General features: G+C 69.0%; 26 protein-coding genes and 1 pseudogene. 22 read left to right on the top strand and 5 right to left on the bottom strand.

What is annotated here, in order from left to right; translation table 11 throughout:
* Positions 1-79: 79 nt before the first annotated feature.
* Positions 80-1,003, bottom strand: coding sequence for a DMT family transporter (locus U4Y91_RS20255; protein WP_321806562.1), 924 nt, complete (start codon positions 1,001-1,003; stop codon positions 80-82).
* 283 nt (positions 1,004-1,286) lie between these two features.
* Here U4Y91_RS20255 and U4Y91_RS20250 point away from each other — a divergent pair, with 283 nt between their 5' ends.
* The 3 genes from U4Y91_RS20250 (at position 1,287) to U4Y91_RS20240 (ending at position 4,164) form a co-directional block, all read left to right on the top strand.
* Complete coding sequence (locus U4Y91_RS20250; protein ID WP_321806561.1) at positions 1,287-2,681, top strand: DUF1800 domain-containing protein; 1,395 nt, start codon at positions 1,287-1,289, stop codon at positions 2,679-2,681.
* A 2-nt stretch (positions 2,682-2,683) separates the two neighbouring features.
* Positions 2,684-3,847: a DUF1501 domain-containing protein gene (locus U4Y91_RS20245; RefSeq protein ID WP_321806560.1), complete on the top strand. Its 1,164-nt coding sequence runs from the start codon at positions 2,684-2,686 to the stop codon at positions 3,845-3,847.
* Between the two features lie 98 nt (positions 3,848-3,945).
* Positions 3,946-4,164, top strand: coding sequence for a YXWGXW repeat-containing protein (locus tag U4Y91_RS20240; RefSeq protein ID WP_321806559.1), 219 nt, complete (start codon positions 3,946-3,948; stop codon positions 4,162-4,164).
* 21 nt (positions 4,165-4,185) lie between these two features.
* Here the strand turns inward: U4Y91_RS20240 and U4Y91_RS20235 are convergent, their stop codons facing one another.
* Both U4Y91_RS20235 and U4Y91_RS20230 read right to left on the bottom strand, forming a co-directional pair.
* The gene (locus U4Y91_RS20235) at positions 4,186-5,379 is read right to left on the bottom strand and encodes a tyrosine-type recombinase/integrase (RefSeq protein WP_321806558.1); all 1,194 of its coding nucleotides are present in this window, start codon (positions 5,377-5,379) and stop codon (positions 4,186-4,188) included.
* Between the two features lie 248 nt (positions 5,380-5,627).
* Positions 5,628-6,803: a helix-turn-helix transcriptional regulator gene (locus tag U4Y91_RS20230; RefSeq protein ID WP_321806557.1), complete on the bottom strand. Its 1,176-nt coding sequence runs from the start codon at positions 6,801-6,803 to the stop codon at positions 5,628-5,630.
* 241 nt (positions 6,804-7,044) lie between these two features.
* Here U4Y91_RS20230 and U4Y91_RS20225 point away from each other — a divergent pair, with 241 nt between their 5' ends.
* Complete coding sequence (locus U4Y91_RS20225; protein WP_321806556.1) at positions 7,045-7,425, top strand: DUF4377 domain-containing protein; 381 nt, start codon at positions 7,045-7,047, stop codon at positions 7,423-7,425.
* A 25-nt stretch (positions 7,426-7,450) separates the two neighbouring features.
* Here U4Y91_RS20225 and U4Y91_RS20220 read toward each other — a convergent pair whose 3' ends face one another.
* Positions 7,451-8,839 (bottom strand): DHA2 family efflux MFS transporter permease subunit, encoded by a 1,389-nt coding sequence (locus tag U4Y91_RS20220; protein ID WP_321806555.1) that lies wholly within the window; start codon positions 8,837-8,839, stop codon positions 7,451-7,453.
* A 148-nt stretch (positions 8,840-8,987) separates the two neighbouring features.
* Here U4Y91_RS20220 and U4Y91_RS20215 point away from each other — a divergent pair.
* Positions 8,988-9,122 (top strand): annotated as a pseudogene (locus U4Y91_RS20215) (LysR family transcriptional regulator); the annotation flags it as partial.
* A gap of 117 nt (positions 9,123-9,239) precedes the next feature.
* Here the strand turns inward: U4Y91_RS20215 and U4Y91_RS20210 are convergent.
* Positions 9,240-9,590 carry a VOC family protein gene (locus tag U4Y91_RS20210; RefSeq protein WP_043190962.1) on the bottom strand — a complete coding sequence of 117 codons (351 nt, stop codon included), beginning with the start codon at positions 9,588-9,590 and terminating at the stop codon, positions 9,240-9,242.
* A 260-nt stretch (positions 9,591-9,850) separates the two neighbouring features.
* Between U4Y91_RS20210 and U4Y91_RS20205 the strand changes: the two genes are divergently transcribed.
* The 17 genes from U4Y91_RS20205 to U4Y91_RS20125 all read left to right on the top strand — a co-directional run bounded on the left by U4Y91_RS20205 (position 9,851) and on the right by U4Y91_RS20125 (position 25,889).
* Positions 9,851-10,990, top strand: a complete 1,140-nt coding sequence (locus U4Y91_RS20205) for an LLM class flavin-dependent oxidoreductase (RefSeq protein WP_321806554.1) — start codon at positions 9,851-9,853, stop codon at positions 10,988-10,990.
* A 168-nt stretch (positions 10,991-11,158) separates the two neighbouring features.
* Positions 11,159-12,352: an acyl-CoA dehydrogenase family protein gene (locus U4Y91_RS20200; protein ID WP_124570890.1), complete on the top strand. Its 1,194-nt coding sequence runs from the start codon at positions 11,159-11,161 to the stop codon at positions 12,350-12,352.
* Between the two features lie 10 nt (positions 12,353-12,362).
* A complete protein-coding gene (locus tag U4Y91_RS20195; protein ID WP_321806553.1) occupies positions 12,363-14,123 on the top strand; it encodes an FAD-dependent oxidoreductase in 1,761 nt (586 codons plus the stop codon).
* Positions 14,120-14,638 carry a flavin reductase family protein gene (locus U4Y91_RS20190; RefSeq protein WP_321806552.1) on the top strand — a complete coding sequence of 173 codons (519 nt, stop codon included), beginning with the start codon at positions 14,120-14,122 and terminating at the stop codon, positions 14,636-14,638. The genes U4Y91_RS20195 and U4Y91_RS20190 overlap by 4 nt, the downstream gene beginning before the upstream one ends.
* A gap of 39 nt (positions 14,639-14,677) precedes the next feature.
* The gene (locus U4Y91_RS20185) at positions 14,678-14,869 is read left to right on the top strand and encodes a hypothetical protein (protein WP_321806551.1); all 192 of its coding nucleotides are present in this window, start codon (positions 14,678-14,680) and stop codon (positions 14,867-14,869) included.
* 10 nt (positions 14,870-14,879) lie between these two features.
* Entirely contained in the window at positions 14,880-15,941 is a 1,062-nt protein-coding gene (locus U4Y91_RS20180; protein WP_321806550.1) for a ferredoxin--NADP reductase, read from the top strand.
* 46 nt (positions 15,942-15,987) lie between these two features.
* Positions 15,988-17,574: a FadD3 family acyl-CoA ligase gene (locus U4Y91_RS20175; RefSeq protein WP_321806549.1), complete on the top strand. Its 1,587-nt coding sequence runs from the start codon at positions 15,988-15,990 to the stop codon at positions 17,572-17,574.
* A 37-nt stretch (positions 17,575-17,611) separates the two neighbouring features.
* A complete protein-coding gene (locus U4Y91_RS20170; protein ID WP_321806548.1) occupies positions 17,612-18,385 on the top strand; it encodes an SDR family NAD(P)-dependent oxidoreductase in 774 nt (257 codons plus the stop codon).
* An 809-nt stretch (positions 18,386-19,194) separates the two neighbouring features.
* Positions 19,195-19,848, top strand: coding sequence for a hypothetical protein (locus U4Y91_RS20165; RefSeq protein WP_321806547.1), 654 nt, complete (start codon positions 19,195-19,197; stop codon positions 19,846-19,848).
* Between the two features lie 49 nt (positions 19,849-19,897).
* The gene (locus U4Y91_RS20160) at positions 19,898-20,152 is read left to right on the top strand and encodes a hypothetical protein (protein WP_321806546.1); all 255 of its coding nucleotides are present in this window, start codon (positions 19,898-19,900) and stop codon (positions 20,150-20,152) included.
* Between the two features lie 220 nt (positions 20,153-20,372).
* Entirely contained in the window at positions 20,373-20,609 is a 237-nt protein-coding gene (locus U4Y91_RS20155) for a FitA-like ribbon-helix-helix domain-containing protein (RefSeq protein ID WP_014899176.1), read from the top strand.
* Positions 20,596-21,012 carry a type II toxin-antitoxin system VapC family toxin gene (locus U4Y91_RS20150; protein ID WP_321806545.1) on the top strand — a complete coding sequence of 139 codons (417 nt, stop codon included), beginning with the start codon at positions 20,596-20,598 and terminating at the stop codon, positions 21,010-21,012. Before U4Y91_RS20155 ends, U4Y91_RS20150 begins: the two co-directional genes overlap by 14 nt.
* Before the next feature lie 249 nt (positions 21,013-21,261).
* The gene (locus U4Y91_RS20145) at positions 21,262-22,158 is read left to right on the top strand and encodes a VOC family protein (protein ID WP_321806544.1); all 897 of its coding nucleotides are present in this window, start codon (positions 21,262-21,264) and stop codon (positions 22,156-22,158) included.
* A gap of 9 nt (positions 22,159-22,167) precedes the next feature.
* On the top strand, positions 22,168-23,061 hold the full coding sequence (locus tag U4Y91_RS20140; RefSeq protein ID WP_321806543.1) for a CoA transferase subunit A: 894 nt from the start codon (positions 22,168-22,170) through the stop codon (positions 23,059-23,061).
* 10 nt (positions 23,062-23,071) lie between these two features.
* Positions 23,072-23,869 carry a ketoacid CoA transferase gene (locus U4Y91_RS20135; protein WP_321806542.1) on the top strand — a complete coding sequence of 266 codons (798 nt, stop codon included), beginning with the start codon at positions 23,072-23,074 and terminating at the stop codon, positions 23,867-23,869.
* 8 nt (positions 23,870-23,877) lie between these two features.
* Positions 23,878-24,804 carry an enoyl-CoA hydratase gene (locus tag U4Y91_RS20130; protein WP_321806541.1) on the top strand — a complete coding sequence of 309 codons (927 nt, stop codon included), beginning with the start codon at positions 23,878-23,880 and terminating at the stop codon, positions 24,802-24,804.
* Positions 24,801-25,889, top strand: a complete 1,089-nt coding sequence (locus U4Y91_RS20125) for a nitronate monooxygenase (RefSeq protein ID WP_321806540.1) — start codon at positions 24,801-24,803, stop codon at positions 25,887-25,889. The genes U4Y91_RS20130 and U4Y91_RS20125 overlap by 4 nt, the downstream gene beginning before the upstream one ends.
* The last annotated feature ends 8 nt before the right edge of the window (positions 25,890-25,897 follow it).

Below are 25,897 nucleotides of genomic sequence, written 5' to 3'. Positions count from 1 at the left end.
GCCACTTCGCATTCCTTTGAGTCCAGCTGGCTTTGCGGGAAGGACAAGCGGACGAAAGTGCGGCATGCCATGCAGGACTTCAGGTTCGAGTACTCGCGGCCTGTGTCGATCGAGCAAGGTCGCGAGCCGATCGTTGCCGGCCGATCTGCAGCATCGCGATACCGACGAGCACCAACGCGATCGCACTCGCTTCCAGCATGCCGACGTGTTCGCCGGCTGCCCAGCCGATCAGGAGTGCAACCGTGGGCGTGATGTACGTCGAACCCGACGCGGCAACGGGCCCAAGTTCCTGTAGCAGAAAGTAATAGAGCAGGTAAGCGATGCCGGTCCCCAGCAGACCGAGTCCCACCGCAACACCGCACGCGGCACGCCAGTCGTGAAAGATGCGATCGATTCCGGTGAAGTCCGTCAGCACGGCAAGAATCAGCAACGCCAGACCCATCTGCCACGTCACCAGCGCGAGCGGCTGAAGGCCGAACGGCGACAGAAAGCGCTTCACGTAGACGTACGAAAGCCCGAGGATGATCGCGCCTGCCAACATCCACGCGACACCCGCCGGATCGACCGGATTTCCCGCGCCTTCCCACGGGCGCGCAATCAGTACGACGCCGGCAAAACCCGCGACGATCCCGGATGCCATCAGCCGGTTCATTTTCTCGGTTCTGAGGAACAACAGCGAAAAGATCGCGGTGAAGATCGCGATCGAGCCGCCCAACACGCCCGCGATCCCCGATGGCAGCAGCGCCGTGCCTTTCACGATGGCCACGTAGTAGAGCGCTGTCGCGATTGACGCCATGACGAAGAAGTGCGGCAGATGTCGTGCCTGGCTCCGATGGATCGCGCGCTGACGCCATGCGGCGAACGCCAGCGGCAGGAAGCCGAACAGGACGCGCAGGAAGGCGATCTGCATCGGGCTGATCCACGCCGCCGCCCATTTCATGTAGATGAAGTTGGATCCCCAGATCAAGCCGAGAAGAGCGAAAGCGATCCTGGTCAGTTTCATGGTGCCCGCCTTGTCGGCCAACGAGATTGATCGTCAGTTAATCAGGGGCAAAAACGGGAAGATAGAACAAAACCGGCATCACGCCGGTGGATCGCGACATCCTGCTTCGCGATCCCTTGCAAGACGCGCGGTGCGCTGTCCGGTGAATTTTCGGCGTCATTTGAAAGCAAACAGCAAGGCATACGCTGCAAGCGTGGCAAGGCAAAAAAATATCTGTCGGTCGCGCGACGGATTTCCCGCGACCCTCCGTTAAACACGGGTCCGCATCGCGAGAGCCCCCGTCATGAACCACCCGAACGACATCTCACCGGCCGCCATCGCGCTGAACCGTTTCGGTCTCGGCGCGCGGGCCGACGAAGCGCCGCCTGCCGATCCGAAGGCCGCGCTGGTCGCCCAGCTCGACCGCTACGACCCGAGGCCGGCCGCATGGGCCGGCGAGCCGGACGCGATCACGCTCGCCACGCGCTTCGCGACGACCCGCAACACGATGACGAGCGACGACGCGGCGGCCAGGCGCGCGAGTGCGCAGTCGATCCGTCGCGACGGCCATGACGCCTATCGCAGCGCCGTCACCGCGCGGTTGAACAGCGCGCTCGCCACGTCCACGCCGTTCGTCGAGCGTCTGGTGCATTTCTGGTCGAACCATTTCGCGGTGTCGGTCGACAAGGGGCCGGTTGCCGCGTATGCGGGCGCATTCGAGCGCGATGCGATCCGCCCGCACGTGCTCGGCCGCTTCGAGGACATGCTCGTCGCCGTCGAGCAGCATCCCGCGATGCAGCTGTTCCTCGACCAGGCGCGCTCGGTCGGCCCCGACAGCCCGGCCGCGCTGCGCGCCGAAGCCCGCCAGCCGGCGGCACGGCGCGGCCTCAACGAGAACCTCGCGCGCGAAATCATGGAGCTGCACACGCTCGGGGTACGCACCGGCTACACGCAAACGGACGTGACGGAATTCGCGCGCGCGCTGACCGGCTGGAGCATTGCCGGCGGACGCGGGCCGCAGCCCGGCGATGCGGCGCCCGGCGCGTTCGTGTTCCGCCCGAAGCTGCACGAACCGGGCGCGCGCACGGTGATGGGCCGCATCTACGATCAGCCGGGCGACGCGCAAGCGCGTGCGATCCTGAGCGATCTGGCGCGTTCGCCGGCGACGGGCCGGCATGTCGCGTTCCAGCTCGCCCGTCATTTCGTCGCCGACAATCCGCCGCCCGCGCTCACCGACCGGCTCGCCCGTGCATTCGATGCGAGCGGCGGGGATTTGCCGACCGTCTATCGTGTGCTGGTCGATGCGCCGGACGCATGGTCGCCGGTCAATCGCAAGTTCAAGACGCCGTGGGAGTGGGCCGTGTCGTCGCTGCGCGGGCTCGGCTGGCGCGATACCGGCGACCTGAAGGCCGCGCCGCTGCTCGCGCAGCTCGGTCAGCCGGTGTGGCGGCCCGGGTCGCCGGCCGGCTACGACGATGTTGCCGCGAGCTGGGCCGCGCCCGACGCGCTGGTGCGCCGTGTCGAGATTGCGCAGCGGTTTGCCGCACGCACGGGCGACCGGCTCGACCCGCGCACGCTCGGCAATACGCTGCTGGCCGGCTCGCTGAGCGCAACGACGGCGACGGCACTGTCGCGTGCCGAGAGCGCGACCACGTCGCTTGCGCTGCTGCTCGTGTCGCCCGATTTTCAACGGAGATGAACATGGCCCGATCCCTTACCCGTCGACATTTCCTGAGCATCGCCGCCGCCGGTGCGGGCGCGATCCTCGTCGCACCGCGCATCGTGTTCGCGAACGTCGAAACCGACCGGCGCTTCGTGTTCGTGATCCAGCGCGGCGCGGCCGACGGGCTGAACATCGTCGTCCCGTATGCGGAACCCGCGTATGCGTCGTTGCGCGGGCCGCTGGCGATCGACGCGTCGACGGCGACCCGCATCGACGGCACGTTCGCGCTGCATCCGTCGCTCGTGCAGACCGCGCAGATGGTTCGCGACAAAGAGGCGCTGTTCGTCCACGCGATCGCGTCGCCGTATCGCGACCGCTCGCATTTCGACGGCCAGAACGTGCTCGAGACGGGCGGGCGCGCGCCGTACCAGGTGAAGGACGGCTGGCTGAACCGGCTCGCCGCGATGTTGCCGGCGACGCGGGACAACGCGATCGCGTTCGCGCCGACGGTGCCGCTCGCGTTGCGCGGCAGCGTGCAGGCCGCGTCGTATGCGGCGTCCGGGTTGCCGGCCGCACCGGACGACCTGCTCGCGCGCGTGTCGGCGCTGTACGAGGCCGACGCACAGCTCGGGCCGCTGTGGCAATCGGCGATGGCCGCGCGCGGTCTGGCCGGCGACGCGCATGCGCGCCAGGATCCGGCGGGCGTCGGCAAGCTCGCGGCGACGTTTCTCGCGCGCGACGACGGCCCGCGGATCGCGATGATCGAGACGGGCGGCTGGGACACGCACAGCGCGCAGAACGCGCGGCTCGCGAATCAGTTGAAGGCGCTCGACACGATGCTCGCCGCGTTGCGCGACGGTCTCGGGCCCGTGTGGCAGCAGACCACGGTACTCGTCGCGACCGAGTTCGGTCGCACGGCCGCCGCGAACGGCACGGGCGGCACCGATCACGGGCAGGCGTCGGTCGCGATGCTGGCGGGCGGGGCGGTCGCGGGCGGACGCGTGATCGCCGACTGGCCCGGCCTGCGGCCGGGCGACCTGTACGAAGGGCGCGACCTGAAGCCGACCGCGTCGCTCGACGCGCTGATCGCGGGCGCGGCCGCCGAAAGCCTGCGGCTCGATCCCGTTCATACCGCGTCGACGCTGTTCGCGGAAAGCGGCGCGACGCGGCCGATGACGGGCCTCGTTCGCGGAGCCGCGTGATGCGCGGATTGATGCGCAGCTCGATGCACGACTCGATGCACGGCGTACGCGGGTTCGCCTCCGCCGACCGATCGATTACACAACAGGGAGAATCGTAGATGAAGATCCGATCCGTATCGCTCGCCGTATGGGTAACGACGAGCGCGGCGCTGCTGTCCGCGTGCGTGGTCGAACCCGCGCGGCCGCCGCAGCCTGCGCCGGTCGCCGAAGTGATGCCGCCGCCGCCCGCACCCGGTTATCGCTGGGCGAAAGGTCATTACCGCTGGGCCGGCAACCACTGGGCGTGGGTGTCCGGGCACTGGGTCGCCGTGTATTGAAGCGGGCGGACGACGAGCCGTTCACCAGCCGATCCGGTGCTTCTCCTCGGTTTCGCTGTGTCGCCAGTCATCGTCCGCGTGCAGATACTGGCTCGTCGTCGTCAGCGATACGTGTCCGAGGTTGTCGCGCACGAGCCGCAGGTCGACGCGGCTATCCGCCATGTGCGAACCCGCGCTGTGGCGCAGCCAGTGGGCCGATGCCTGTTCGAGTACGCGCGCCTGTTGTTCGCCTGCATCCCCTTGCGCACGCAACCGGTCGGCCGCGAACCGGAACACCTGCTTCACGATCCGGTGCAGCGCCGCGCGCGTGAGCGGCTTGCGCGTGCGACCGGCGGGCAGCACGAGCGGCGTGGCTTCGCCGTCGGCCGGCAGCGCGGGCAGGCCATGCGCGCGCCGGTAGCGCGCGAGCTCGGCCATCATCTCGGCGGTGGCCGGCACGAGGCGCTGGCGGCCGCCTTTGCCGGTCACGTCGAGCCACCAGCGATCGCGCCCGTTCGCATCGCGCCGTGCAAAGAATTGCCCCATCGTCGTGTCGGCCGCCTCGGTGATGCGCAGCCCGCCGAGATACAGCAACGTGAACACCCAGCGCGCGCGATCCGCATGGAAGGCCGCACGCGCATCGTCGCGCGGCATCGCGGCGATCGCATCCTTGACCGCCTGCCACAGCGGCGGCCCGAGATGGCGCGTGACGCGCGGCGCGGGCCGCCGTTGCCGCTGCCGCGACAGCGCGAGCGGATTGCCGGCCAGATAGCCGGCCTGCACGAGCCACGAGAACATCACGTTCAGGATCACCATCGCCTGCCGCTGGCTGGCCGCCGACAGCGGCCCGTAGAACGGCCGCCAGCGCGGGTCGCCGCGCGGATGCTTGCGGCCGCCGTTCGCGCACCACACGTCGGCGGGCGCGGGCGCGAGCAGGAACTGCCGGTACACGACGAGATCCTCGTGCGTGAGCGACGACAGCGGCTTGCCGCACGCGATCACGGCCCACAGCAGCAGGCGCTCGGCCTCCTTGCGGTAGTTCTGGAACGTGGTGGGCGTATCGACGAAGCGCGCGAGCCATGCGCGCACGGCGTCGAGATCATGGGTCGCGGCGATCTGCGGATGCGCGCTCGTCGAGCGATTGGTGCCCGCGCGCCCGTCGAGTGCGGCCGGCACGGTCAGCGCGTCGATCGGCTGCGGCCGCAGCGCGGTGTCGGACGGAACGGGTGAGGTCATGCGAACAGGGGGCGCGGCTCGCCCGTGGTTGGGCGGGCGCACGCGGCGCGACGAAGCGTACGAGGAAACGCCGATGGTAATACACGATCACGACTTGGCGAAACGGAACGGGTTTCCGGCTGGCGCTCATACCGTCTGCATCGGCCGTTTCGGTGCAGACCGCTTCCTGCTTTCCGGCGTCAACAGCCGTATTGCTGGGATCGGGAGCAACCCGTTCACGAATCCGGCTTCCCGGCCCGTCGAACGCCTCACCCCAGCGACAACACGCTGTTCAGCAACATCCGCACGAGCGTCGCCTGTCGCGTGACACCCGTCTTGGAAAAGATCGCCCGCAGGTGCGAGCGCGCGGTGTTCTTGCTGATGTCGAGTTCGTCGGCCGCTTCCTCGAGCGTCGATCCGTTGACGAGCGCGAGCGCCAGCGCGGTCTCGGCCGGCGTGAGATCGAACAGTTTCCGCACGATGTCGTGCGACGCCTGCGACTTGCGCTCCGCATCGCGGATGAAGATCGCGCATGCGGGCCGGCGCGGATTGTCCTCCGACCATTCGCTGAGCGGCACCGGGCGGATCAGCACGCCGAGCGGCGGCTTGCCCGACGGGCGCGGCACGGCAATCGCCTGCGCGACCGACGGTGCGCCGCCCGCGCGCTCCGCGAGCACCTGCCGGATGAGCTTTTGCAGCTTGCGGTCCTCCAGCGGATACGATGCCTCGAGCGCACCGGCGCGCACGCGCAGGCCGTCGCATTCGGCGAAGATCTCGTCCGCGACGGAATTGGTCTTCATGATCGTGCCGCGCTCATCGAGGATCGCGGTCGCGACGAGCATGCGGTCGATCGTGCTCGCATACAGCGTGCGCTCCGATTCGACCATCCCGAACTTCGCATGCAGCCGCACCGCGCGCTTCAGGTGCGGCAGCAGCGCGTTGCAGACGGCCTTGTCGGTCGCCGAGAACGCGCGGCCGTGATGCGAGCGGCACACGCGGAAGCGGCATTCGATCCCGTCGGGCGTGCGCAGGTCGGCGCCCATCAGGTAGCCGACGTCGAACGGCTCGAGAAACTCGCGATACATCGCGCTGCTGCGCCACACGCCGACGCCGAGCAGTTCGTCGACGGTGACGACGCGATCGCTCGGCAGGTTCACGAACGGATCGAGCGCGTAATAGTAGTTGTTGTACGACGCGACGCCTGTCAGCGGCGCGCTCGCCGCGGACGCATTGATCATCAGCCCCGCATGGCCGCTGGCGGGCCAGCGCAGGATCATCGTCACGTAGTTCGCGCCGAGGTGCACGCGGATCTGTTCGAGCGCGCCGCCCCACGGCACGTCTTCCAGCGGGCCTTCGTAGATTGTCGCGAGCAGCGCGTCGAACTGCTCGAGCGTCAGTTTCGATTGGGCAAGGCACGGGGGAAGGGCCGGGGGCGCCGTGGTCATCGGGTTGTCTCCTGTTGCCGCCGCCGGGTCGCGGTGCGCCGGGCGTGCGGGTGCGTGCATGGGCGAATGCGGACCGCCGGCGGCGGCGCGCGGTTGCCTGCACCGGAATACGGTAACGCGTCCGTGCATGCATGACATCCCACGAATGAGGGGGGCGGCGCGCATACTGTAAGCAATTTGTGAACTTTGCCGGCGCACCATTCGTCTAATCGGCCCGCCAACGCTTCCTGAGGACCATCAGATGAATCGCAAGACCAGAACGCTGCTCGGCGCGGCTGTGATTGCCGGCAGCGCGCTGCTCGCCGGATGCCAGACCGGCGCGGCCGCGTCGGATGCGCGCGCGGCCCGCCCGGCCGACGGCCGGCCCGTGACCCGGACCGTTTATGTTGCGCCGCAGGCGGTGCGCTGCACGGGCGTCGCGCCGATGGACTGCCTGCAGGTGCGCAGCAGTCCGGCCGAGCCGTGGAGCCTGTGGTACGCGGGCATCGAGGGCTTTGCGTACCAGCCCGGCTATCAATATGTGCTGGAAGTCGACGAATATCGCGTCGCGCAGCCGCCGGCCGACGGTTCGACGATCCGCTGGGTGCTCAAGCGGGTCGTCGAGCGCCGCCAGATGAACTGACGGCCGCGTCTGCCCGCGGCGCCGCTCACGCGGACGGCCGCGGCGCGACCGGCCTTGGCGGCGCGGCGGTATCGATCCGCCGGAACACGACGGACGACAGCAGCGTGACCGCGCCCATGCAGACGAACGACAGCATGAAGCCGTTCGCCATCGAGCCCCAATGCGCGGCGAACAGGTTCACGAGCCCGCCGCCGATCGATACGCCGAGCCCCATCGCCAGCATCTGCATCATCGTGAACAGGCTGTTGCCGCTGCCGGCGTCGGCGTGTGACAGCCCCTTCAGCGTCACGGCGTTCATCGCGGCGAACTGCATCGAGTTCGCGGCGCCGAACACGACCAGCAACGCGATCTCCAGCGCCGGCGCGGGCCGGGCCGACACCAGCGCGAACCCCGCGATCGCGCCACCGACGATCCCCGTGTTCACGACCAGGAACGTCGCATAACCGAAGCGTTTCGCGAGCGGCGCGATCCAGCGCTTCGCGATCACGCCGGCGATCGCGGCCGGCAGCATCATCATCCCCGACTGCAGCGGCGTATAGCCGAGCTGCACCTGCATCAGCAGCGGCAGCATGAACGGCACCGCGCTCGTGCCGATCCGGCACAGCAGGTTGCCGAGCAGCCCCGCGCCGAAGTTCGGCTCGCGGAACAGCCCGAGCCGGAACAGCGGCTGCGCGCGGCGCCGTGCATGGGGCAGGTACGCAAGCGCGCTCGCCACGCCGAGCACGGCCAGCCCGATCGCCCAGCCGGTGCGGTGCGCGGGCATCGGCGGATCGATCGCGAGCGACAGCGCGATCATCGCGACCGACAGCAGCCCGCAGCCGATGAAGTCGAACGGCGGCGGCTGCGTCGCCTGGTCGTGCGGCAGGAAGCGCTGCACCGCGATGAAGCCGACCACGCCGACCGGCACGTTGACGATGAACACCCAATGCCAGGAAATCGCCTGCGTGAGCCAGCCGCCGAGCGTCGGCCCGACGATCGGGCCGAGCTGCGCGGCGATCGACACGAACGCGATCGCCGCGACGTACCGCTCGCCCGGCACGCGGCGCAACACCGCGAGCCGCCCGATCGGCAGCAGCATCGAGCCGCCGATGCCCTGCACGGCGCGCGCGACGACGAGCTGGCCGAGCGTGTGCGACGCCGCGCAGCCGATCGATGCGAGCGAGAACACCAGGATGGCGAGCGAGAACACGCGGCGCGTGCCGAAGCGGTCGGCGAGCCAGCCGGACGCCGGTGTGAGCATCGCCATCGTCAGCGTGTAGACGACCACGACCGGCTGCATCGCGAGCGGCGACGCATGCAGGCTTTGCGCGATCGACGGCAGCGCGGTGTTGACGATCGTCGTGTCGAGCGACTGCATGAAGAACGCGGCGGCGACGATCCACAGCAGCGCGGAGTGTGAGGGTTCGCGGGACATGACGAAACGGGAAGTGCGGCGACCGGCGCGGCGGCGACGTGACGGGCGGCGCGGCCCGACGACGGCAGGCCGCGCGCCGGCGCGCGGCCGGTCTACAAGCACTCGATGGTACCGATTCCGGTGGTCATCGGGAAGATGCCTCGATGCGCTGAACGGCGACCGGCCGCCCGCGCTGCCCGACGTCGAATTCATCGCGCTCGCCGCGAAGCGGCTCAGCCAGCCGGCCGGCACGCCGCTGGAGCTGCTGGAAACCAGCGACCTGCGCGTGCCCGGCGCGGCCGAGCAAAGGGGGGAGCGCACTCCGCCAGCCGACGGCAACCGTTCGCGCGGCATCCGGCCGGCTTGCCGCCGGCGGGGCAGCGCACCATGCGCCGAGCACAGCTTCCCGCGCGTCGCCGTGTCATGCCGCGCGTTTCTGCGAAATCACCAGCAGCGCGCCGTTCTTGTCCTCCAGCACCGCACGGTATTCGTGCGGCCCGGCCTGCACCGGCACGCGCACCGACGCACCGGCTTTCACGACCCGCGCCATCGCCGCGTAAAGGTCGTCATCCTCATCGACCCGCAGCGTGAGCGCCGCGCGCTCGACGATCTGCTCGTCGCCGGCGACCAGCGCGATCGTCAGCGGGCCGCCGTCGAGCGCGCAATAGCGGTCGCCGTCGCGGAACTTCACGTTCAGGCCCAGTCCGTCGACGAACAGCGGCAACGCCGTGTCGATGTCGGCGACCGGATACAGCAGCATCGATACCTTCATCCTGGATCTCCCTTGTCTTGATATGTGCGGCGTGCAACGCGCCGCCGGTCGATGCTAGCGCGTCGCTCGCGCGCTCACGCAGTCCGATCGGATGACCGTGAAACCCCTCTGTCCCCGCAGGCGGGCAGCTACTCCGAACAGATGATGTCCGCGCCAGCCGGCGCGCCGACACTTCGATTCGTGGACCGTCGCTACTCGTCCGTATCGTGCGGGCGGGCTGCGCGACCCCGACTCGTCCAACATACATGGAGACGCACGCAATGAAGTTTTCCCTCATCTACGAAGCCCAGACCACCGACGCATCGCGCGAGGGCGACCACCGGGTATTCAAGGAAACGGTCGAACAGGCGCTGCTCGCCGAGCAGGTCGGCTTCGACACAATCTGGTGCGTGGAGCACACGTCGCTGACCAACTATGCGCACATGAGCGCGCCGGAAACCTTCCTTGCGTACCTGGCCGGCCGCACGACGCGCATCGGCCTCGGCCACGGCGTCGTGTGCCTGCCGCCCGCGATGAACCACCCGATCAAGGTCGCCGAGCGCGTCGCGCTGCTCGACATCCTGTCCGGCGGCCGTGTGCATTTCGGCGTCGGCAAGGGCGGCAGCCAGCAGGAAGCGGGCGCGTTCGGTTATGACCTCAACGAGCTGCAGCCGATGATCGACGAATCGATGTACCTCGTGCCGAAGATGTTCGTGCAGGACGAGATCGAGCACGATGGCAAGTACATCAAGATCCCGAAGCGTCCGATTCATCCGAAGCCGATGCAGGATCCGCATCCGCCGATGTATCTCGCGTGCACGAACACCGACGCGCTGCTGCGCGCCGGCCAGCGCGGGATGGGCGCGCTGGTGCTCGGCTTCGGCGGCCCGGACGAAGTCGCGAAGAAGAATGCGGTCTACCGCGAGGCATGGGCGAACCGCAAGCCGGAAGACCAGGTCGGCTTCCGCCCGACCCAGCACCTCGCGGCGCTGTGCCCGACGGTGGTGATGGCCGACGGCCAGGCTGCCCGCAAGATCGGCATCCGCGGCCAGCGCTACTTCATGGAATCGCTCGCGTACTGGTACACGGGCGGCGAGCGTCCGGACCCGGCGAAGTGGGGCGACGACCTCGTGCAGGCCGATACCGGCGAGATGGTGATCCGCTCGCGCTTCGCGTCGGAGGAAGTCGTCGTGAACTTCGCCGACCCGGCGCTCGCGATGATGAACCCGAACCACGCGTACGGCACGGTGGACGACTGCATCGGCTATGTCGGCCGCTTGCAGGAAGCCGGCGTCGACGAAGTGCTGTTCCTGTGCCAGATGGGCACGGTGCCGCACGAAGCGCAGATGGAGACGATCCGCAACATCGGCGAGCACGTGATCCCGTTCTTCAACCGCGAGAAGGAACGCGCCTGCGCGTGATGCATGGGGCCGCGCCCGTCGTCCCGTCCGGTCGGACGATGCGGCGCGGTCGAGCGAAGCCGACCATCGGTGGTGGCGAGCATCGCCCGCGGCCATGCCGCGCCGGACAACTTTGAACGAGAGCGGGGCAGGCGCCGCGGCGCAGCCCCCGTTCCACAGGAGACATTCGTGCATCGCGACAACGATTCGAACGCACTGGCCGCCACGCTGATCGCCCGCGCCGAGGCGCTCGCGCCGACGCTGGCCGGCCGCGCCGCGCAGGCGGAAGCGCAGGGCCGCATCCCGGCCGAGACGATCGCCGACATGCAGGCCGCCGGCTTCTTCAAGGTGCTGCAGCCGAAACGCTACGGCGGCTACGAGCTCGATCCGCAAACCTTCTTCGACATCCAGATGGCGCTCGCGCGCGGCTGCATGTCGACGGCATGGGTGTACGGCGTCGTCGGCGTGCACAACTGGCAGCTCGCGCTGTTCGACGAGCGCGCGCAGCAGGATGTTTGGGGCAAGGATTCCGCGACGCTGATCGCGTCGACCTACATGCCGGTCGGCCGCGTGACGCCGGTCGACGGCGGCTTCCGCCTGTCCGGCCACTGGAAGTTCTCGAGCGGCAGCGAACTGTGCGAATGGGTGTTCCTCGGCGCGCTGGTGCCGCCGGCCGAGGCCGGCCAGCCGCCGGAATACCGCACCTTCCTGCTGCCGAAATCCGACTACCGGATCCAGCAGGACTGGGACGTGCTCGGCCTGCGCGCGACCGGCAGCCACGACATCGTCGTCGACGACGTGTTCGTGCCCGCGTACCGCACGCACAAGGCGATCGACGGGATGATGGGCACGAGCCCGGGCCTGGCCGTCAACGACGCGCCGCTGTTCAGGCTGCCGTTCGCGCAGATCTTCGTGCGCGCGGTGTGCACGTCGTGCATTGGCGCGCTGCAGGGCGCGCTCGACGATTTCACCGGCTATGCGGCCACGCGTGTGTCGGCCAACAGCGGCGCGAAGACGACCGACGATCCGGGCGCGCAGAACGCGTGCGCGAACGCGGCTGTCGCGATCGACGAGATGAAGGTGCTGCTCAAGCGCAATTTCGCGGAGCTGATGGCGTCGGTGACGGGCGGCCCGGCCGTGTCGATCGAGCGCCGCGTGCATTTCCGCTACCAGTCCGCGCAGGTCGCCGAGCGTTGCGCCCAGGCCGCGAACGCGCTGCTGCGCTATGCGGGCGGCAACGGCATCTATCACCGCAATCCGCTGGTGCGCCGCTTCCTCGACCTGCACGCGGCGCGCGCGCACTACGCGAACAACGTGGACCGCTTCGGCCAGAACCTCGGCGCCGTGATGCTCGGCCGCGAGAACACGGACTACTTCATCTGACGAGGCGGCGATGAACGACACGCAAGCGCAGCAATACGTGTTCGACGTCGTGGTCGTCGGCTCGGGCGCGGGCGCGCTGCTCGCGGCGTGCCGCGCGGCCGACCGCGGGCTGTCCGTCGTCGTGATCGAGAAGACGGCGCTGTACGGCGGCACGTCGGCGGTGTCCGGCGGCGGCATCTGGGTGCCGTGCAACCACCATATCGCGGAACTTGGCGCGACCGATACGCGCGAGGCCGCGCGCCGCTATCTCGACGCGTGCACGGCCGGCGCATCGTCGCGCGAGCGGCTCGACGCGTATCTCGACCAGGCGCCCGAGATGCTGCGTTACCTCGAAGCGAAGACACCGGTGCGCTACCAGGCGCTGCCGAAGTACGCGGACTATTTCCAGAAGCTGCCGGGCGCGATGCCGGGCTATCGCGCGCTCGATCCGCTGCCGTTCGACGGCGGGCTGCTCGGCGACGAACTCGACCGGCTGCGTCCGCCGTCGCCCGGTACGCTGATCGGCGGCCGCGTGGCCGTGACGTCGAAGGAGGCGCACACGCTGTTCTCGCGCGGGCCGGGCTTCATGAGGCTCGCGATCGCGCAGTTCGGGCGCTACTGGCTCGATTTCGGCGTGCGCCGCCGCACGCGGCGCGACCGGCGCCTGACACTCGGCAACGCATTGATCGGCGGCCTGCGCCGCGCGCTGCTCGAGCGCAACGTGCCCGTGTGGCTCGACACGCCGATGCGCGACCTGCTCGACGTCGACGGCCGCGTGACGGGCGTGCGTGCGCAGCGCTTCGGGCAGCCGGTGACGATCGCCGCGCGGCGCGGCGTGATCCTCGGCGCGGGCGGTTTCGAGCGCAACCAGCCGATGCGCGAACGCTACCTGCCGCAACCGACGCAGATGCAATGGAGCTCGACGCCGCCGGCCAACACCGGCGACGCGATCGCCGAAGGCCACCGGCTCGGCGGCGCGCTCGCGCTGATGGAACACGTTTGGGGGGCGCCGACGGTCGGCGTCGCGGGCGAGGAGAAGCAGCGCGCGCTGTTCGTCGAGCGCAACCTGCCCGGCTGCGTGATCGTCAACGGCTTCGGCAGGCGCTTCGTCAACGAAGCCGCGCCGTATTCGGAATTCGTGCCGGCGATGTATCGCGACCACGCGCGCACCGGCGCGTGCGTGCCGGCGTGGATGGTGTTCGACGCGCGCTTTCGCCGCAAGTATCCGTGCGGGCCGATCATGCCGGCGTCGATGATGCCCGACGCGCGCATTCCGGACGCGTTTCGCGACGTGCTCGTGAAGGCAGACACGATCGACGCGCTCGCCGCGCGGATCGGCGTCGATGCGGCCGGGCTGCACGACACGCTGCGCGACATGGCGCGTTACGCGGCAACCGGGATCGACGAAGCGTTCGGCAAGGGCGACAACCTGTTCGACACGTACTACGGCGATCCGAAGAACCGGCCGAATCCGTGCCTCGGGCCGGTCGACGAGGCGCCGTTCTACGCGGTGCGGATCGACGCGGGCGACATCGGCACGAAGGGCGGGCTCGTCACCGACGCGCAGGCGCGCGTGCTGCGCGCCGACGGTGCACCGGTCGACGGCCTGTACGCAATCGGCAACACCAGTGCATCGGTGATGGGCACGAGCTACCCCGGCGCGGGCTCGACGCTCGGTCCGGCGATGACCTTCGGGTTCATCGCGGCCGACCACCTGGCCGCGCAAGCGGCCGACGCCGGCGGCCGGACAGACCGGCCGTCCACGACTGAACTTGACGGAGTCCGATCATGAGCGATCTCACTACCCATCCGCTGCACACCGACATGCTGCTCGCGATGCGCCGCCTCGCGCGCTCCGTCACGGTCATCAGCAGCGCGCACGACGGCCGGCGCTACTCGATGTCCGCGACGGCGGTCGATTCGCTGTCGACCGATCCGCCGTCGCTGCTGATCTGCATCAACCGCAATGCGTCGCTGTATCCGCCGCTCGATGCGGGGGCACCGTTTTGCGTGAACGTGCTGTCGGCACGGCATGAAGGCATCGCGATCGATTGCAGCGGCCGCCTGAAGGGCGAGGCGCGCTTCACGACCGGCGAGTGGCACATGTCGCCGCTGGGTGTGCCGTATCTGCACGATTCGCAGGCGAGCCTCGTGTGCGAGCAGGACGGCCGCTTCGAATACGGCACGCATACGGTGTTCATCGGGCGTATTCGCGAGGTGCTGATGAGCGGTGACGTGGATCCGCTCGTTTATCTCGACGGTGCGTACACGACGCCAGGCGCGCCCGTGAGCCGGGCGGCCGCGTGACGGCGGCGCGCGTTTTTCCGCATTGGAAAGAGACGATCCATGACACGCAGACTGAACCGCCATCTCGCGAACGGCGCGAACACGACGATCCTGCGCGAGCTCGCGCAACTGATCGGTGCAGCGGCAACGCCGGTGCTCGACGCGTTCGCATGCATCGCGCCGGCACTCGCGTCGAACCCGGCACGGTTCCGCGTGGGCGAAGCCGGCCGGCGCGCGGCCGGTGCGGCATGAGGAGCGGGCGATGAGCGATTCACCGAGCGATTCCCGCTTCCACCGGCTGACCGTGGCCGACGTCATCGCCGAAAGCGACGACGCCTGCTCGTTCGTGTTCGACGTACCCGCCGCGTTGCGCGATGCGTTCGCGTATCGGCCCGGCCAGTTCCTGACGCTGAACGTGCCATGCACGGACGCGACGGTCGCGCGCTGCTATTCGCTGTCGAGCGCGCCGGGCATCGACGCGGCGCCGAAGATCACCGTCAAGCGGGTGCGCGACGGCCGTGCGTCGAACTGGCTGTGCGACCGCATCCGCGCGGGCGATGCGCTCGACGTGCTGCCGCCGGCCGGCGTCTTCACGCCGCGCACGCTCGACGGCGACTTGCTGCTGTTCGCGGGCGGCAGCGGCATCACGCCGGTGCTGTCGATCCTGAAATCGGCGCTCGTGCACGGCCGCGGGATGCTGACGCTGATCTACGCGAATCGCGACGAGCGCGCGGTGATTTTCCGCGACGAGTTGCAGCAGCTTGCGCACCGTCACCCGGGCCGCCTGCGCGTGATCCACTGGCTCGACAGCGTGCAGGGCGTGCCGCAGCAGCGGCATCTCGAGGAACTCGCGCGGCCGTTCAGCCAGCAGGAGACGTTCATCTGCGGGCCGGCGCTGTTCATGGAGAACGCGCTCGCCGCGATGCTCGGCCTCGGGCTGCCGCGTGCGCGCGTGCATGTCGAGCGCTTCGCGTCGCTGCCCGATGCGCCGGCACAGGCCGATCCGGCGGCATCGGCCGCAACGGCGGCGGCGTCCGGGGATCGCGACGGCGCGGCGATCGAGACGGTGCTCGACGGCGAGGCGTTCGCGTTCGACAGCGCGCCCGGCGAAACGCTGCTCGACGCGATGCTGCGCGCCGGCCTGCCTGCGCCGAATTCCTGCCGGATGGGGCAGTGCGGCGCGTGCATGTGCCGCGTCGAACGCGGCGCGGTGACGCTCGACAGCAACCACGTGCTCGACGACGACGAGATCGCGGCAGGCTGGACGCTCGCCTGCTGCGCGCGGCCCGCGAGCGACGCGCTGCGCGTGGTGTTCCCCGATTGAGCCGCAGCGTGTCGATGGCACCGACGGCAACCCTGTTTCGACGCATATGACGATGGACAACGAAATCCTCACCACACCCGCGCTGATCGCGCGGGCTGCCGCGCGCCACGGCGCGCATCCGGCGATCGAGTCGGAGCACGGCCGGCTGACCTATGCGGAACTCGACGCGGCGCGTCTCGAAGCGGCGCGCGCGCTGCTCGCGAGCGGCATCGACGCCGGCGACCGGGTCGCCGTATGGGCGCCGAACCTGCCGCAATGGATCGTCGCGGCGCTGGCGATCCACACCGTCGGCGCGATCCTCGTGCCGGTCAATACGCGGATGAAGGGGATGGAAGTGGGCGGCATCCTGCACGACGGCGGCGCGCGGCTGCTGTTCTGCTGCGGCACCTTCCTCGGCGAATCCTATCCGGCACTGCTCGCGCCGCACCGGCCCGCGACGCTCGAACGCGTCGTCGTGTTCGACGGCGAGCCGCCGTCCGGCGCGCACGATGAAACGTGGAATGCATTTCTCGCGCGCGGCGCGGCGGTGCCGCTCGCCGCCGTGCGCGAGCGGGAGGCGCAGGTGACGCCGGATACCGTGATGGACCTGATGTTCACGTCCGGCACGACGGGCCGCCCGAAGGGCGTGATGACCGCGCACGGACAGAACCTGCGCGCCGCGCAGGCGTGGGCGAAGATCGCCGGCGTGCGCCGGGACGACCGCTACCTGATCGTCAATCCGTTCTTCCATACGTTCGGCTACAAGGCCGGCTGGCTCGCCGCGCTGTCGAGCGGTGCGACCGTGCTGCCGCATCTCGTGTTCCAGCCGGCAGACGTCTTGCGCCGCATCGCCGACGAACGCGTGTCGGTGCTGCCCGGCCCGCCGACGCTGTACTACGCGCTGCTCGATGCGCCCGATCGCGCGACGCGCGACCTGTCGTCGCTGCGGATCGCGGTGACGGGCGCGGCCGCGATCGCGCCGAGCCTGATCGAGCGGATGCGCGCGGAGCTCGGCTTCGAGACCGTGCTGACCGGCTACGGACTGACCGAATCATGCGGGTTCGCGACGCTGTGCCGCCATGGCGACGACGCGGAGACGGTCGCCTGTACGTCGGGCCGTCCGATGCCGGGTGTCGAGCTGCGCATCGCGGGGCCGGACGGCGCGGCGCTCGGGCCGGACGAGACCGGCGAGATCTGGGTGCGCGGCTACAACGTGATGCGCGGCTACTTCAACCAGCCGGATGCGACGCGCGAAGCCGTCGACGCCGACGGCTGGCTGCATACCGGCGACCTCGGCTGTGTCGACGCGAACGGCAACCTGAAGATCACCGACCGGATCAAGGACATGTTCATCGTCGGCGGCTTCAACTGCTATCCGGCCGAGATCGAGCGGCTGCTGGCCGCGCATCCGGCGATCGCGCAGGTCGCGCTGGTCGGCGTGCCCGATACGCGGCTCGGCGAAGTCGGGCATGCGTATGTCGTATTGCGTCCCGGCGCGCACACCGACGCCGACGCACTGAACGACTGGGCGCGCAGCAACATGGCGAACTACAAGGTGCCGCGGCATTTCACGTTCGTCGAGCAACTGCCGACGAGCGCGGCCGGCAAGGTGCTGAAGTACCGGCTGCGCGCGGGCACCGAAGCGGCGGCCTGAACGCCGGCGCACGGCACGAAATCAACGGGACGAACGCATGAACGACAACGGATTTCCGCAGGGCGCGGTGCTCGTGTTCGGCGGCAGCGGCGGAATCGGGCAGGGCGTCGCGCTCGAATTCGCGCGCGCCGGCGTGCCGGTCGCGCTCGGTTACCGCAGCAAGTCCGACGTGGCCGAACGCGTCGCGCGCGATGTGCACGACGCAGGCGTCGCGGCCACCACGCATTGCGTGGACGTGACCGATCCCGCGCAGATCGATGCGGCGCTCGCGGTCGCGATCGGCGCGCACGGCCGCGTGCACACGATCGTGTGGGCGGCCGGCCCGTTCGTGAACCAGCGTCGTATCGGCGACATGACGCACGACGACTGGCGTCGCGCGATCGAGGTCGAGACGGTCGGCTTCTTCAATGCGGCGAAGGCCGCGTTGCCGCATTTCCGTGCGTCGGGCGGCGGGTCGTTCGTCACGCTCGGCTCGGCCGGGCATCTGCGCTGGCCGGATCGCGACGGATTGTCGGTCGCGCCGAAGGCGGCGAACGAGGCGCTGGTGAAGGGGCTCGCGCGCGAGGAAGGCCGTTACGAGATTCGCGCCAACTCGATCCTGGTCGGCGTGATCGAGGCCGGAATGTTTCCGCTGCTGCTCGAACAGGGGCAGTTCGACCAGGCGTGGATCGACGACACGCAGAAGATGCTCGCGCTCAAGCGCTGGGGGAAGGCGCACGATATCGGGCGTGCGGCGGTGTTCCTCGCGTCGGATCGCGCGAACTACATCACGGGGCAGCAGTTGAACGTGTCCGGCGGGTACGGGTTGTAGCGGATGCACCGGGCCCGCTCGGGAGAGCGGGCCCGGCAGACGAACGTTCGGTTGTTCTCGGCGCCGAAGCCGCCGTATCGATCCCGGATCTTCACGCCGCGGGCGCCCGGGATCGACCGCCCGCTTGCATGCGTCGAAGCGCATCAACGGCGATCTCGGCGGCGACTGGTTGCGCGCGCACCGTCCTCGGTATTCACCCTGACCCGTGCCGCGCGCTCATCGCATCCTGACCACGCGCGACTCGCGCGAGGTCACGTCGATGAAACATTTTCTGCCATGCGTGGCGTCACACGTGCTTGCACGCCGTTGCGATGTCGCGCGTGCCGACAGCCGCGCGTGCTTGCCCGGCGCGCGTCGCGGCACCCGATGCATCGCTCCGCCGCATCGGGCACGGCACTGAAGCGCCGAGAACAGATGCGTTCCTGAAACATTTCCGTCGATTCTCCCCCGCATCACCGCGGACGTTTGGCCGCGATGCTTGTCCCGTGCCGGTTCGCGCCGCATGGCACATGCCTTGCGGTTAGGCCGGGGCCGCTCGACACAACCGCGACTGATGGTAACGACAAATCGCGGGAGCGGCACGTAACGACATCGCAATATCGGGGATCGGATCGAGCCGCGGGATGGTGGCCCGTCGTGCCGGACGCACTGCGTCGTATCGGCGGCACGAACGGGCATCGTATGCTCGATCCGTCAAACAGCAAGCTTGCTTGCAAGATGTCGTGCCGGGGGACCCGCCGCGCGTGGCGACATGCGCTGCACGTGGCGGGTCGGCGCGCCCGGCACATGTCGGGGGGACGCCCGTGAAAATGACAGTGAACCAATGGGCAGCGCTGGCGATGGCAGTCACGGCCGGCGCGCACGCGCAGGAAATCTACCTGCAGGGCGGCACGCAGGGCGTCGGCATCGGCGCGGCCGTCAGCTTCAATTCGGTGCTGGGCGCACACGCGGATTTCAACGCGATCAATGTGACGCATGATTTCACAGTGGCCGGCAATCGCTACCAGGACGACATCAAGTTGCGGCAAGGCGGCCTGTATGCGGACATCTTTCCGTGGCGCGGTAGCGGCTTTCGCGCGACGATCGGGTTGCGCTTCAACGACGACGAGATCCGCGGCGTGTCGGTGCCCACCGACGGGACCTACGTGTTCGCCGGCAAGCGTTTTCCGGCGCTGCCGGGGATGTACGCGGTCGCGGAGGCACGCTATCCGACCGTGATGCCGTATGTCGGGATCGGCTACGGGCACCGGCCGGCGTCGAAGGGGCTCGGTTTCGTCGCCGACCTGGGCGTCGCGTACGGCATCCCGCGCTGCTCGTACACGCTGTCGCCGCAACTCGCCGCCGCGGCCGGACCGCAGAAGAGCCAGATTCTGACCACCAGCGGCCTCGACGAACTGAACCGGGTGATGTCGCGGTATCGGTGGTACCCGGTGCTGCAGATCGGGATCTCGTACCGGTTCTGAGCGGGACGCGCATTACGGCACGGCCGCGCTCCGGCCGTTCGACGCTTTCGTGCCGTGGCCGTATCCGCTGACCTTCCTGTTGCTCGACTGCCGGAACGTCCGGCCGAACCGGCTCGAATCGATTGTCCTGGCGCTCACCTGGACCGTGCCGGCCCAGGCGTTCGTCGCAGTCGTTACCGGCACGATGTTGCCGATCGCGTCCGTGATCCTGGTCGCGGTGCTGGCGATGATCGTGCGGCGCGCGTCGGATTCGACGCCGCGCCGCGCCGGACATCCCGCACCGGCGCAGACCACCCATCAGTGAATGGCCATTCGGCCGTCTTTTTTCGTCGCCGCGGCTGGATTACCTTGGACAACAGCAGTTCGACGCGTCGGGCCGACGGCGGAACGTGGGTGGCTTCATGCCGTCCGCTTCTGCCGGCCAACGCCGACCACCGTCTTCCGTCCGATCACGACGATGATAGCAATGCTTGCAATTCACCGTCTTGGCGCTATCATTGATAGCAATCTGGATGGAGGGACTCATGGCAAATCTTCTGGTGCGTAACGTGGATGACAGTATCGTTCAGAGCCTTCGAGAGCAGGCCGCGGCGAACGGCAGGAGTGCCGAGGCCGAACATCGGGCCATTCTGGCCGATGCGCTCGGCCGGCCGAAGCGAAGGACATTCGCGCAAGTGCTGATGAGCATGCCGGACGTCGGTGAAGACGCGGATTTTCAACGTGTTCAGGATTCCGGCGAGGTCAGGCGTGTTTTTGATTGATACGAACGTCATCAGCGAGATCAGGAAGGGCAAGCGAACCAACCGCGGCGTGCGCGGGTTCTTCATGCAAGCCGAGGCCGACGCGAGTTCGCTTTACCTGTCGATCGTCACGGTGGCCGAACTTCGGCGCGGCGTCGATCTGATCCGTCATCGCGGCGATCATCCGCAGGCGTCGGCGCTCGAGGCATGGATGGCGACGATTCTGTCCGGCTATGCGTCGAACATCCTGCCGGTCGATCTCGAGACCAGCCAGATGTGGGGCCATTTGCGTGTGCCCGACCCGGCGCACGCACTCGACAAGCTGATCGCGGCCACCGCGCTGATCAACGATCTCACGGTCGTCACGCGCAATGTCGACGATTTCGCCCGCACCGGCGTCCGGCTGCTGAACCCGTTCGAGTGAGCCGGGTTGCCGCGTCGCGGCAAGCCGCCATCGCTTCCCGCCTTCTTCCCTTGCGCGTTCTCCGTCGCGCATCGCCCGCTTGCAGCCCGTATCACCGGGCTTTAGCGCGCGTCCGATTCCCGGTCCTTTCCCGGCCGGCCTCGTCCTAAATGACCCACCGGCTCTCGTCCCAACAGACGATGTGACGCCATCCCCGACCGTCCAGAATCCTTTCACGAACAACGGATTCTGAACCTGGAGGAGGCCGACATGATCGATGTCCGTGCGCTCGGCTACGTCGTCGTCGAGGCGACCCGCGTCGATGCGTGGCGCCGCTACGCGGAAGACGTGCTGGGCATGCAGGCGCTCGACGCGCCCGACGGCGCGCTGTACCTGAAGATGGACGACCGCGATTTCCGCTACGTGATCGTCCCCGGCGCGACCGACCGCTATTTCGCGTCGGGCTGGGAACTGCCCGACGGCGCCGCGTTCGACGCCGCGCTGACGGCACTGCGGCAGGCGGGTGTCGAAGCCGTGCGCGCCACGCGCGACGAAGCCGCGCTGCGCCGCGTGCAGGCGATGGCGTGGTGCACCGACCCGTCCGGCAACCGCCACGAGCTGTACTGGGGCGCGCGCTGCGACTTCCGCCGCTTCGTATCGCCGCTGGGTGTCGCGCGCTTCGTCACCGGCGACATGGGGCTCGGCCACGCGGTGCTGCCCGCGCCGCAGTTCGACGCGACCGACGCGTTCGTGCGCGGCGTGCTCGGCTTCGAGCTGTCCGACATCTACCGCGTGAAGTTCACGCCCGATCCCGCCGAACCCGAGAAGCGCATTTACTTCATGCACTGCCGCAACGCGCGCCATCACAGCCTCGCGCTGTTCGAGATGGCCGTGCCGTCGGGCTGCGTGCACGTGATGGCCGAAGTCGACTCGATGGACGAAGTCGGCCGCGCGCTCGATCGGGTCGCCGCGCACGACGTGAAGATGTCGGCGACGCTCGGCCGGCACTGCAACGACCAGATGATCTCGTTCTACATGAAGACCCCCGGCGGCTTCGATCTCGAATACGGCTTCGGCGGCCTCACGGTCGACTGGTCGAAGCATGCGGTATTCGAGGCCACCAAGGTGAGCCAGTGGGGCCACGATTTCAGCATCGGATACCGGTAAGCCAGCACGATGACGATGAAACCTCTCGACAAGACGATGTCCGCGCGCGACGTGGTCGCGCAACTCGCCGACGGCATGACGATCGGCATCGGTGGATGGGGCCCGCGGCGCAAGCCGATGGCGCTGGTGCGCGAGATCGCGCGCTCGAACCTGAAGGACCTGACGATCGTCGCGTACGGCGGCGCCGACATCGGCCTGCTTTGCGCGGCCGGCAAGGTGCGCAAGGCGGTGTTCGGCTTCGTGTCGCTCGACGTGATTCCGCTCGAGCCGCATTTCCGCCGGGCCCGCGAACAGGGCCGCGTCGACGTGCTGGAACTCGACGAAGGGATGCTGCAGCTCGGTCTGCGCGCGGCCGCCGCGCGCCTGCCGTTCCTGCCGACGCGCGCCGGGCTCGGCACCGCGCTGCTCGATCACGCGCCGCAGCTGCGCACGGTGCAATCGCCGTACGACGACGGCGAGACGCTGCTCGCGATGCCGGCGATCGAACTCGACGTCGCGCTGCTGCACGTGAACGCGGCCGACCGGATGGGCAATACGCGCATCGACGGTCCCGATCCGTTCTTCGACGCGTGGATGGCGCGCGCCGCGCAGCGCTGCTACGTGTCGGCGGAAACGGTCGACGCGTCGCTCGCGAGCGACGACCTCGACGCCGCACGCCGCAATCCGTTCGAGCGCTCGCTCGTCACCGGCGTCGTGCACGCGCCGGGCGGCGCGCACCCGACGTCGTGCGGGCCGGACTACGGCTGGGACCTGCCGCACCTGCGCGCGTACTGCGCGAGCGCGGAAGACGATGCGAAGACGGTGGCTTACCTGCGCGACGTGGTCGGCCAGGACGAACGCCAGTACCTCGAAGGCGTCGGCGGGCTGTCGCACGTGACGACGCTGCCGTTGCCGATTCTGTAAAGGAGCGCCTGTGAGCGAATCTCTCGACCATTCCCTCGCGGAACTGATGATCGTCGCGTCCGCGCGACTCTGGCGCGATGACGGCGAAGTGCTGGCGACCGGCATCGGCACGGGCCCGCGGCTCGCGGCCGGCCTTGCGCGGCTCGCGTACAACAACGGGCTGATGCTGACCGACGGCGAGGCGTATCTCGTCGAGGAGCCGGTCCCGCTCGGGCCGCGTCCCGACGGCTATCGCGTGAAGGCGAGCGGCTGGATGACCTACGAACGCGTGTTCGACTGCCTGTGGCACGGCCGCCGCCACGCGCTGGTGATGCCGACGCAGATCGACCGCTTCGGCCAGGCGAACATCTCGTGGCTCGGCGACGACTACGCGCGGCCGAAGACGCAGCTGCTCGGCGCGCGCGGCTTCCCCGGCAACTCGACGAACCACGCGAACTCGTTTTTCGTGAGCGGCCACGGCAAGCGCACGTTCGTCGAAGGCGAGGTCGACATGGTGTGCACGGTCGGCTACAACCCGGCGCGCCGGCTGCCCGGCATGAAGACCTTCGTCGACCTGCGCAGCATCGTCACCGACCTGTGCGTGATGGATTTCGGCGGGCCCGACCACGCGATCCGCGTGCGTTCGCTGCATCCGGGCGTGAGCTTCGACGAGGTGCAGGACGCGACCGGCTTCCCGCTGATCGCGGCGCCCGACCTCGGCACGACGGCCGCGCCGAATGCGGAAGACCTGCGCATCGTGCGTGCGCTCGACCCTCACAACCTGCGCGCGACGATCGTGCGCAACAATCCGGCGCCGCGCCGCGGATGAGGTCCGACATGGAAGCGACCCAGATGACGTTCGGCGACGGTGTCGTCGACTACGCGGTCGAGGACGGCATCGCGACGATCACGATGAACCGCCCCGAGTATCACAACGCGCAGAACTCGAAGATGACGTATGCGCTCGACGCGGCGTTCCGGCGCGCGGCGCACGACGACGCGGTGAAGGCGATCGTGCTCGCGGGCGCCGGCAAGCATTTCTCGGCGGGTCACGACATCGGCACGCCGGGCCGCGACATCCACGAGTCGTTCGACCGCGCGTCGCTGTGGTACGACCACGTCGACAAGGAAGGCGGCGAATTCCTCTATGCGCGCGAACAGGAGGTGTATCTCGGGATGTGCCGGCGCTGGCGCGACCTGCCGAAGCCGACCATCGCGATGGTGCACGGCGCGTGCATCGCGGGCGGGCTGATGCTCGCTTGGGTGTGCGACCTGATCGTCGCGTCGGAGGATGCGTTCTTCGCGGATCCGGTCGTGCGGATGGGGATTCCCGGCGTCGAGTATTTCGCGCATGCGTACGAGCTGAACCCGCGCATCGCGAAGGAGTTCCTGTTCCTCGGCGAGCGGATGCCGGCCGAGCGCGCGTATCAGATGGGGATGGTCAATCGCGTGGTGCCGCGCGAGCGGCTGCGCGATGCGACCTACGCGATCGCCGCGAAGGTCGCGACGATGCCGCGCCTCGGCCTCGCGCTGACCAAACAGGCGTTGAATCACGTCGAGGAACTGCAGGGCAAGCGCGCGGCAATGGACGCGGCGTTCGCGTGGCATCACTTCGCGCATGCGCACAACGAGCTCGTCAGCGGTGACCGCCTCGGCGGCTACGACGCCCGCAAGATGGCCAGCTCGCAGCGCAGGCCGGAACCGGCGGACGGCGAAGGGCAGGCCGACGCCGCGCCGGCCGCCATCAACGGAGCCGCCGCATGAGCACGACGCTGCATACGCCGCTGTGCGACCTGCTCGGCTGCCGCTACCCGATCGTGCAGACCGCGATGGGCTGGGTAGCCGACGCGCGGCTCGTCGCGGCGACCGCCAACGCGGGCGGCTTCGGCTTCCTGGCCGGCGCGACGCTCGAACCCGATCAGGTCGAGTCCGAGATCCTGAAGGTGAAGTCGCTGACCGACAAGCCGTTCGGCATCAACTTCCACATGTTCCAGAAGAACGCCGCGCAGGTGGTCGATCTCGCGATCAAGCACCAGCTGCGCGCGGTCAGCTACGGCCGCGGGCCCGACGCGAAGACGATCCGCCGCTTCAAGGACGCCGGCATCGTCTGCATGCCGACCGTCGGCGCGCCGAAGCACGCGGCGAAGGCGGTGGAACTCGGCGCGGACATCGTGACGGTGCAGGGCGCGGAAGGCGGCGGCCACACGGGCTCGGTGCCGACCACGCTGCTGCTGCCGAAGGTGCTCGACGCGGTGCGGGTGCCGGTGGTCGCGGCTGGCGGGTTCTTCGACGGCCGCGGGCTGGCGGCCGCGCTCGCGTATGGCGCCGCCGGCATCGCGATGGGCACGCGCTTCCTGATGAGCGCCGAATCGCCGGTGCCGCGTGCGACGCTGGACCGGTACGTCGCGGTCGGCGATCCGGCGCGGATCCGCGTGTCGGACGCGCTCGACGGGCTGCCGCAACGCATGATCGACAACCCGTATCTGCTGAAGCTCGAACGCTTCGGCCCACTGCGCCGCACGTGGTTCGCACTGAAGACGGCCGAAGCGTGGCGCCGCCAGAACGGGCTGCGCACGACCGACATGCTGGGCCTCGCGATCAAGGCGCTGCGCTCGCACGACTACACGGCGAGTCAGACGCTGATGGCGGCGAACGCGCCGTTCCTGATCCAGCGCGCGATCGTCGAGGGTCGTCCCGACGAAGGCGTGCTGCCGAGCGGCCAGGCGGCCGCGATGATCGGCGCGATCGAATCGTGCGACGCGCTGATCGCGCGCATCGTCGCGGAAGCCGGCGAGCGGCTCGACGCGCTGGCCGCGTTGCGCGGCGCGGCCGCGGCACAGGCTGTGTGAACAACATC

Source organism: Burkholderia sp. BCC1993 (assembly GCF_905339865.1).
GTDB lineage: Bacteria > Pseudomonadota > Gammaproteobacteria > Burkholderiales > Burkholderiaceae > Burkholderia.
This window is presented reverse-complemented; position numbering and strand designations above follow the sequence as displayed.

Excerpts from the sequence above, each read along its gene's own strand:
- U4Y91_RS20255 (WP_321806562.1), bottom strand. The coding sequence starts at position 1,003 with ATGAAACTGACCAGGATCGCTTTCGCTCTTCTCGGCTTGATCTGGGGA.
- U4Y91_RS20250 (WP_321806561.1), top strand. The coding sequence starts at position 1,287 with ATGAACCACCCGAACGACATCTCACCGGCCGCCATCGCGCTGAACCGT.
- U4Y91_RS20245 (WP_321806560.1), top strand. The coding sequence starts at position 2,684 with ATGGCCCGATCCCTTACCCGTCGACATTTCCTGAGCATCGCCGCCGCC.
- U4Y91_RS20240 (WP_321806559.1), top strand. The coding sequence starts at position 3,946 with ATGAAGATCCGATCCGTATCGCTCGCCGTATGGGTAACGACGAGCGCG.
- U4Y91_RS20235 (WP_321806558.1), bottom strand. The coding sequence starts at position 5,379 with ATGACCTCACCCGTTCCGTCCGACACCGCGCTGCGGCCGCAGCCGATC.
- U4Y91_RS20230 (WP_321806557.1), bottom strand. The coding sequence starts at position 6,803 with ATGACCACGGCGCCCCCGGCCCTTCCCCCGTGCCTTGCCCAATCGAAA.
- U4Y91_RS20225 (WP_321806556.1), top strand. The coding sequence starts at position 7,045 with ATGAATCGCAAGACCAGAACGCTGCTCGGCGCGGCTGTGATTGCCGGC.
- U4Y91_RS20220 (WP_321806555.1), bottom strand. The coding sequence starts at position 8,839 with ATGTCCCGCGAACCCTCACACTCCGCGCTGCTGTGGATCGTCGCCGCC.
- U4Y91_RS20210 (WP_043190962.1), bottom strand. The coding sequence starts at position 9,590 with ATGAAGGTATCGATGCTGCTGTATCCGGTCGCCGACATCGACACGGCG.
- U4Y91_RS20205 (WP_321806554.1), top strand. The coding sequence starts at position 9,851 with ATGAAGTTTTCCCTCATCTACGAAGCCCAGACCACCGACGCATCGCGC.
- U4Y91_RS20195 (WP_321806553.1), top strand. The coding sequence starts at position 12,363 with ATGAACGACACGCAAGCGCAGCAATACGTGTTCGACGTCGTGGTCGTC.
- U4Y91_RS20190 (WP_321806552.1), top strand. The coding sequence starts at position 14,120 with ATGAGCGATCTCACTACCCATCCGCTGCACACCGACATGCTGCTCGCG.
- U4Y91_RS20185 (WP_321806551.1), top strand. The coding sequence starts at position 14,678 with ATGACACGCAGACTGAACCGCCATCTCGCGAACGGCGCGAACACGACG.
- U4Y91_RS20180 (WP_321806550.1), top strand. The coding sequence starts at position 14,880 with ATGAGCGATTCACCGAGCGATTCCCGCTTCCACCGGCTGACCGTGGCC.
- U4Y91_RS20175 (WP_321806549.1), top strand. The coding sequence starts at position 15,988 with ATGACGATGGACAACGAAATCCTCACCACACCCGCGCTGATCGCGCGG.
- U4Y91_RS20170 (WP_321806548.1), top strand. The coding sequence starts at position 17,612 with ATGAACGACAACGGATTTCCGCAGGGCGCGGTGCTCGTGTTCGGCGGC.
- U4Y91_RS20165 (WP_321806547.1), top strand. The coding sequence starts at position 19,195 with ATGACAGTGAACCAATGGGCAGCGCTGGCGATGGCAGTCACGGCCGGC.
- U4Y91_RS20155 (WP_014899176.1), top strand. The coding sequence starts at position 20,373 with ATGGCAAATCTTCTGGTGCGTAACGTGGATGACAGTATCGTTCAGAGC.
- U4Y91_RS20145 (WP_321806544.1), top strand. The coding sequence starts at position 21,262 with ATGATCGATGTCCGTGCGCTCGGCTACGTCGTCGTCGAGGCGACCCGC.
- U4Y91_RS20140 (WP_321806543.1), top strand. The coding sequence starts at position 22,168 with ATGACGATGAAACCTCTCGACAAGACGATGTCCGCGCGCGACGTGGTC.
- U4Y91_RS20130 (WP_321806541.1), top strand. The coding sequence starts at position 23,878 with ATGGAAGCGACCCAGATGACGTTCGGCGACGGTGTCGTCGACTACGCG.
- U4Y91_RS20125 (WP_321806540.1), top strand. The coding sequence starts at position 24,801 with ATGAGCACGACGCTGCATACGCCGCTGTGCGACCTGCTCGGCTGCCGC.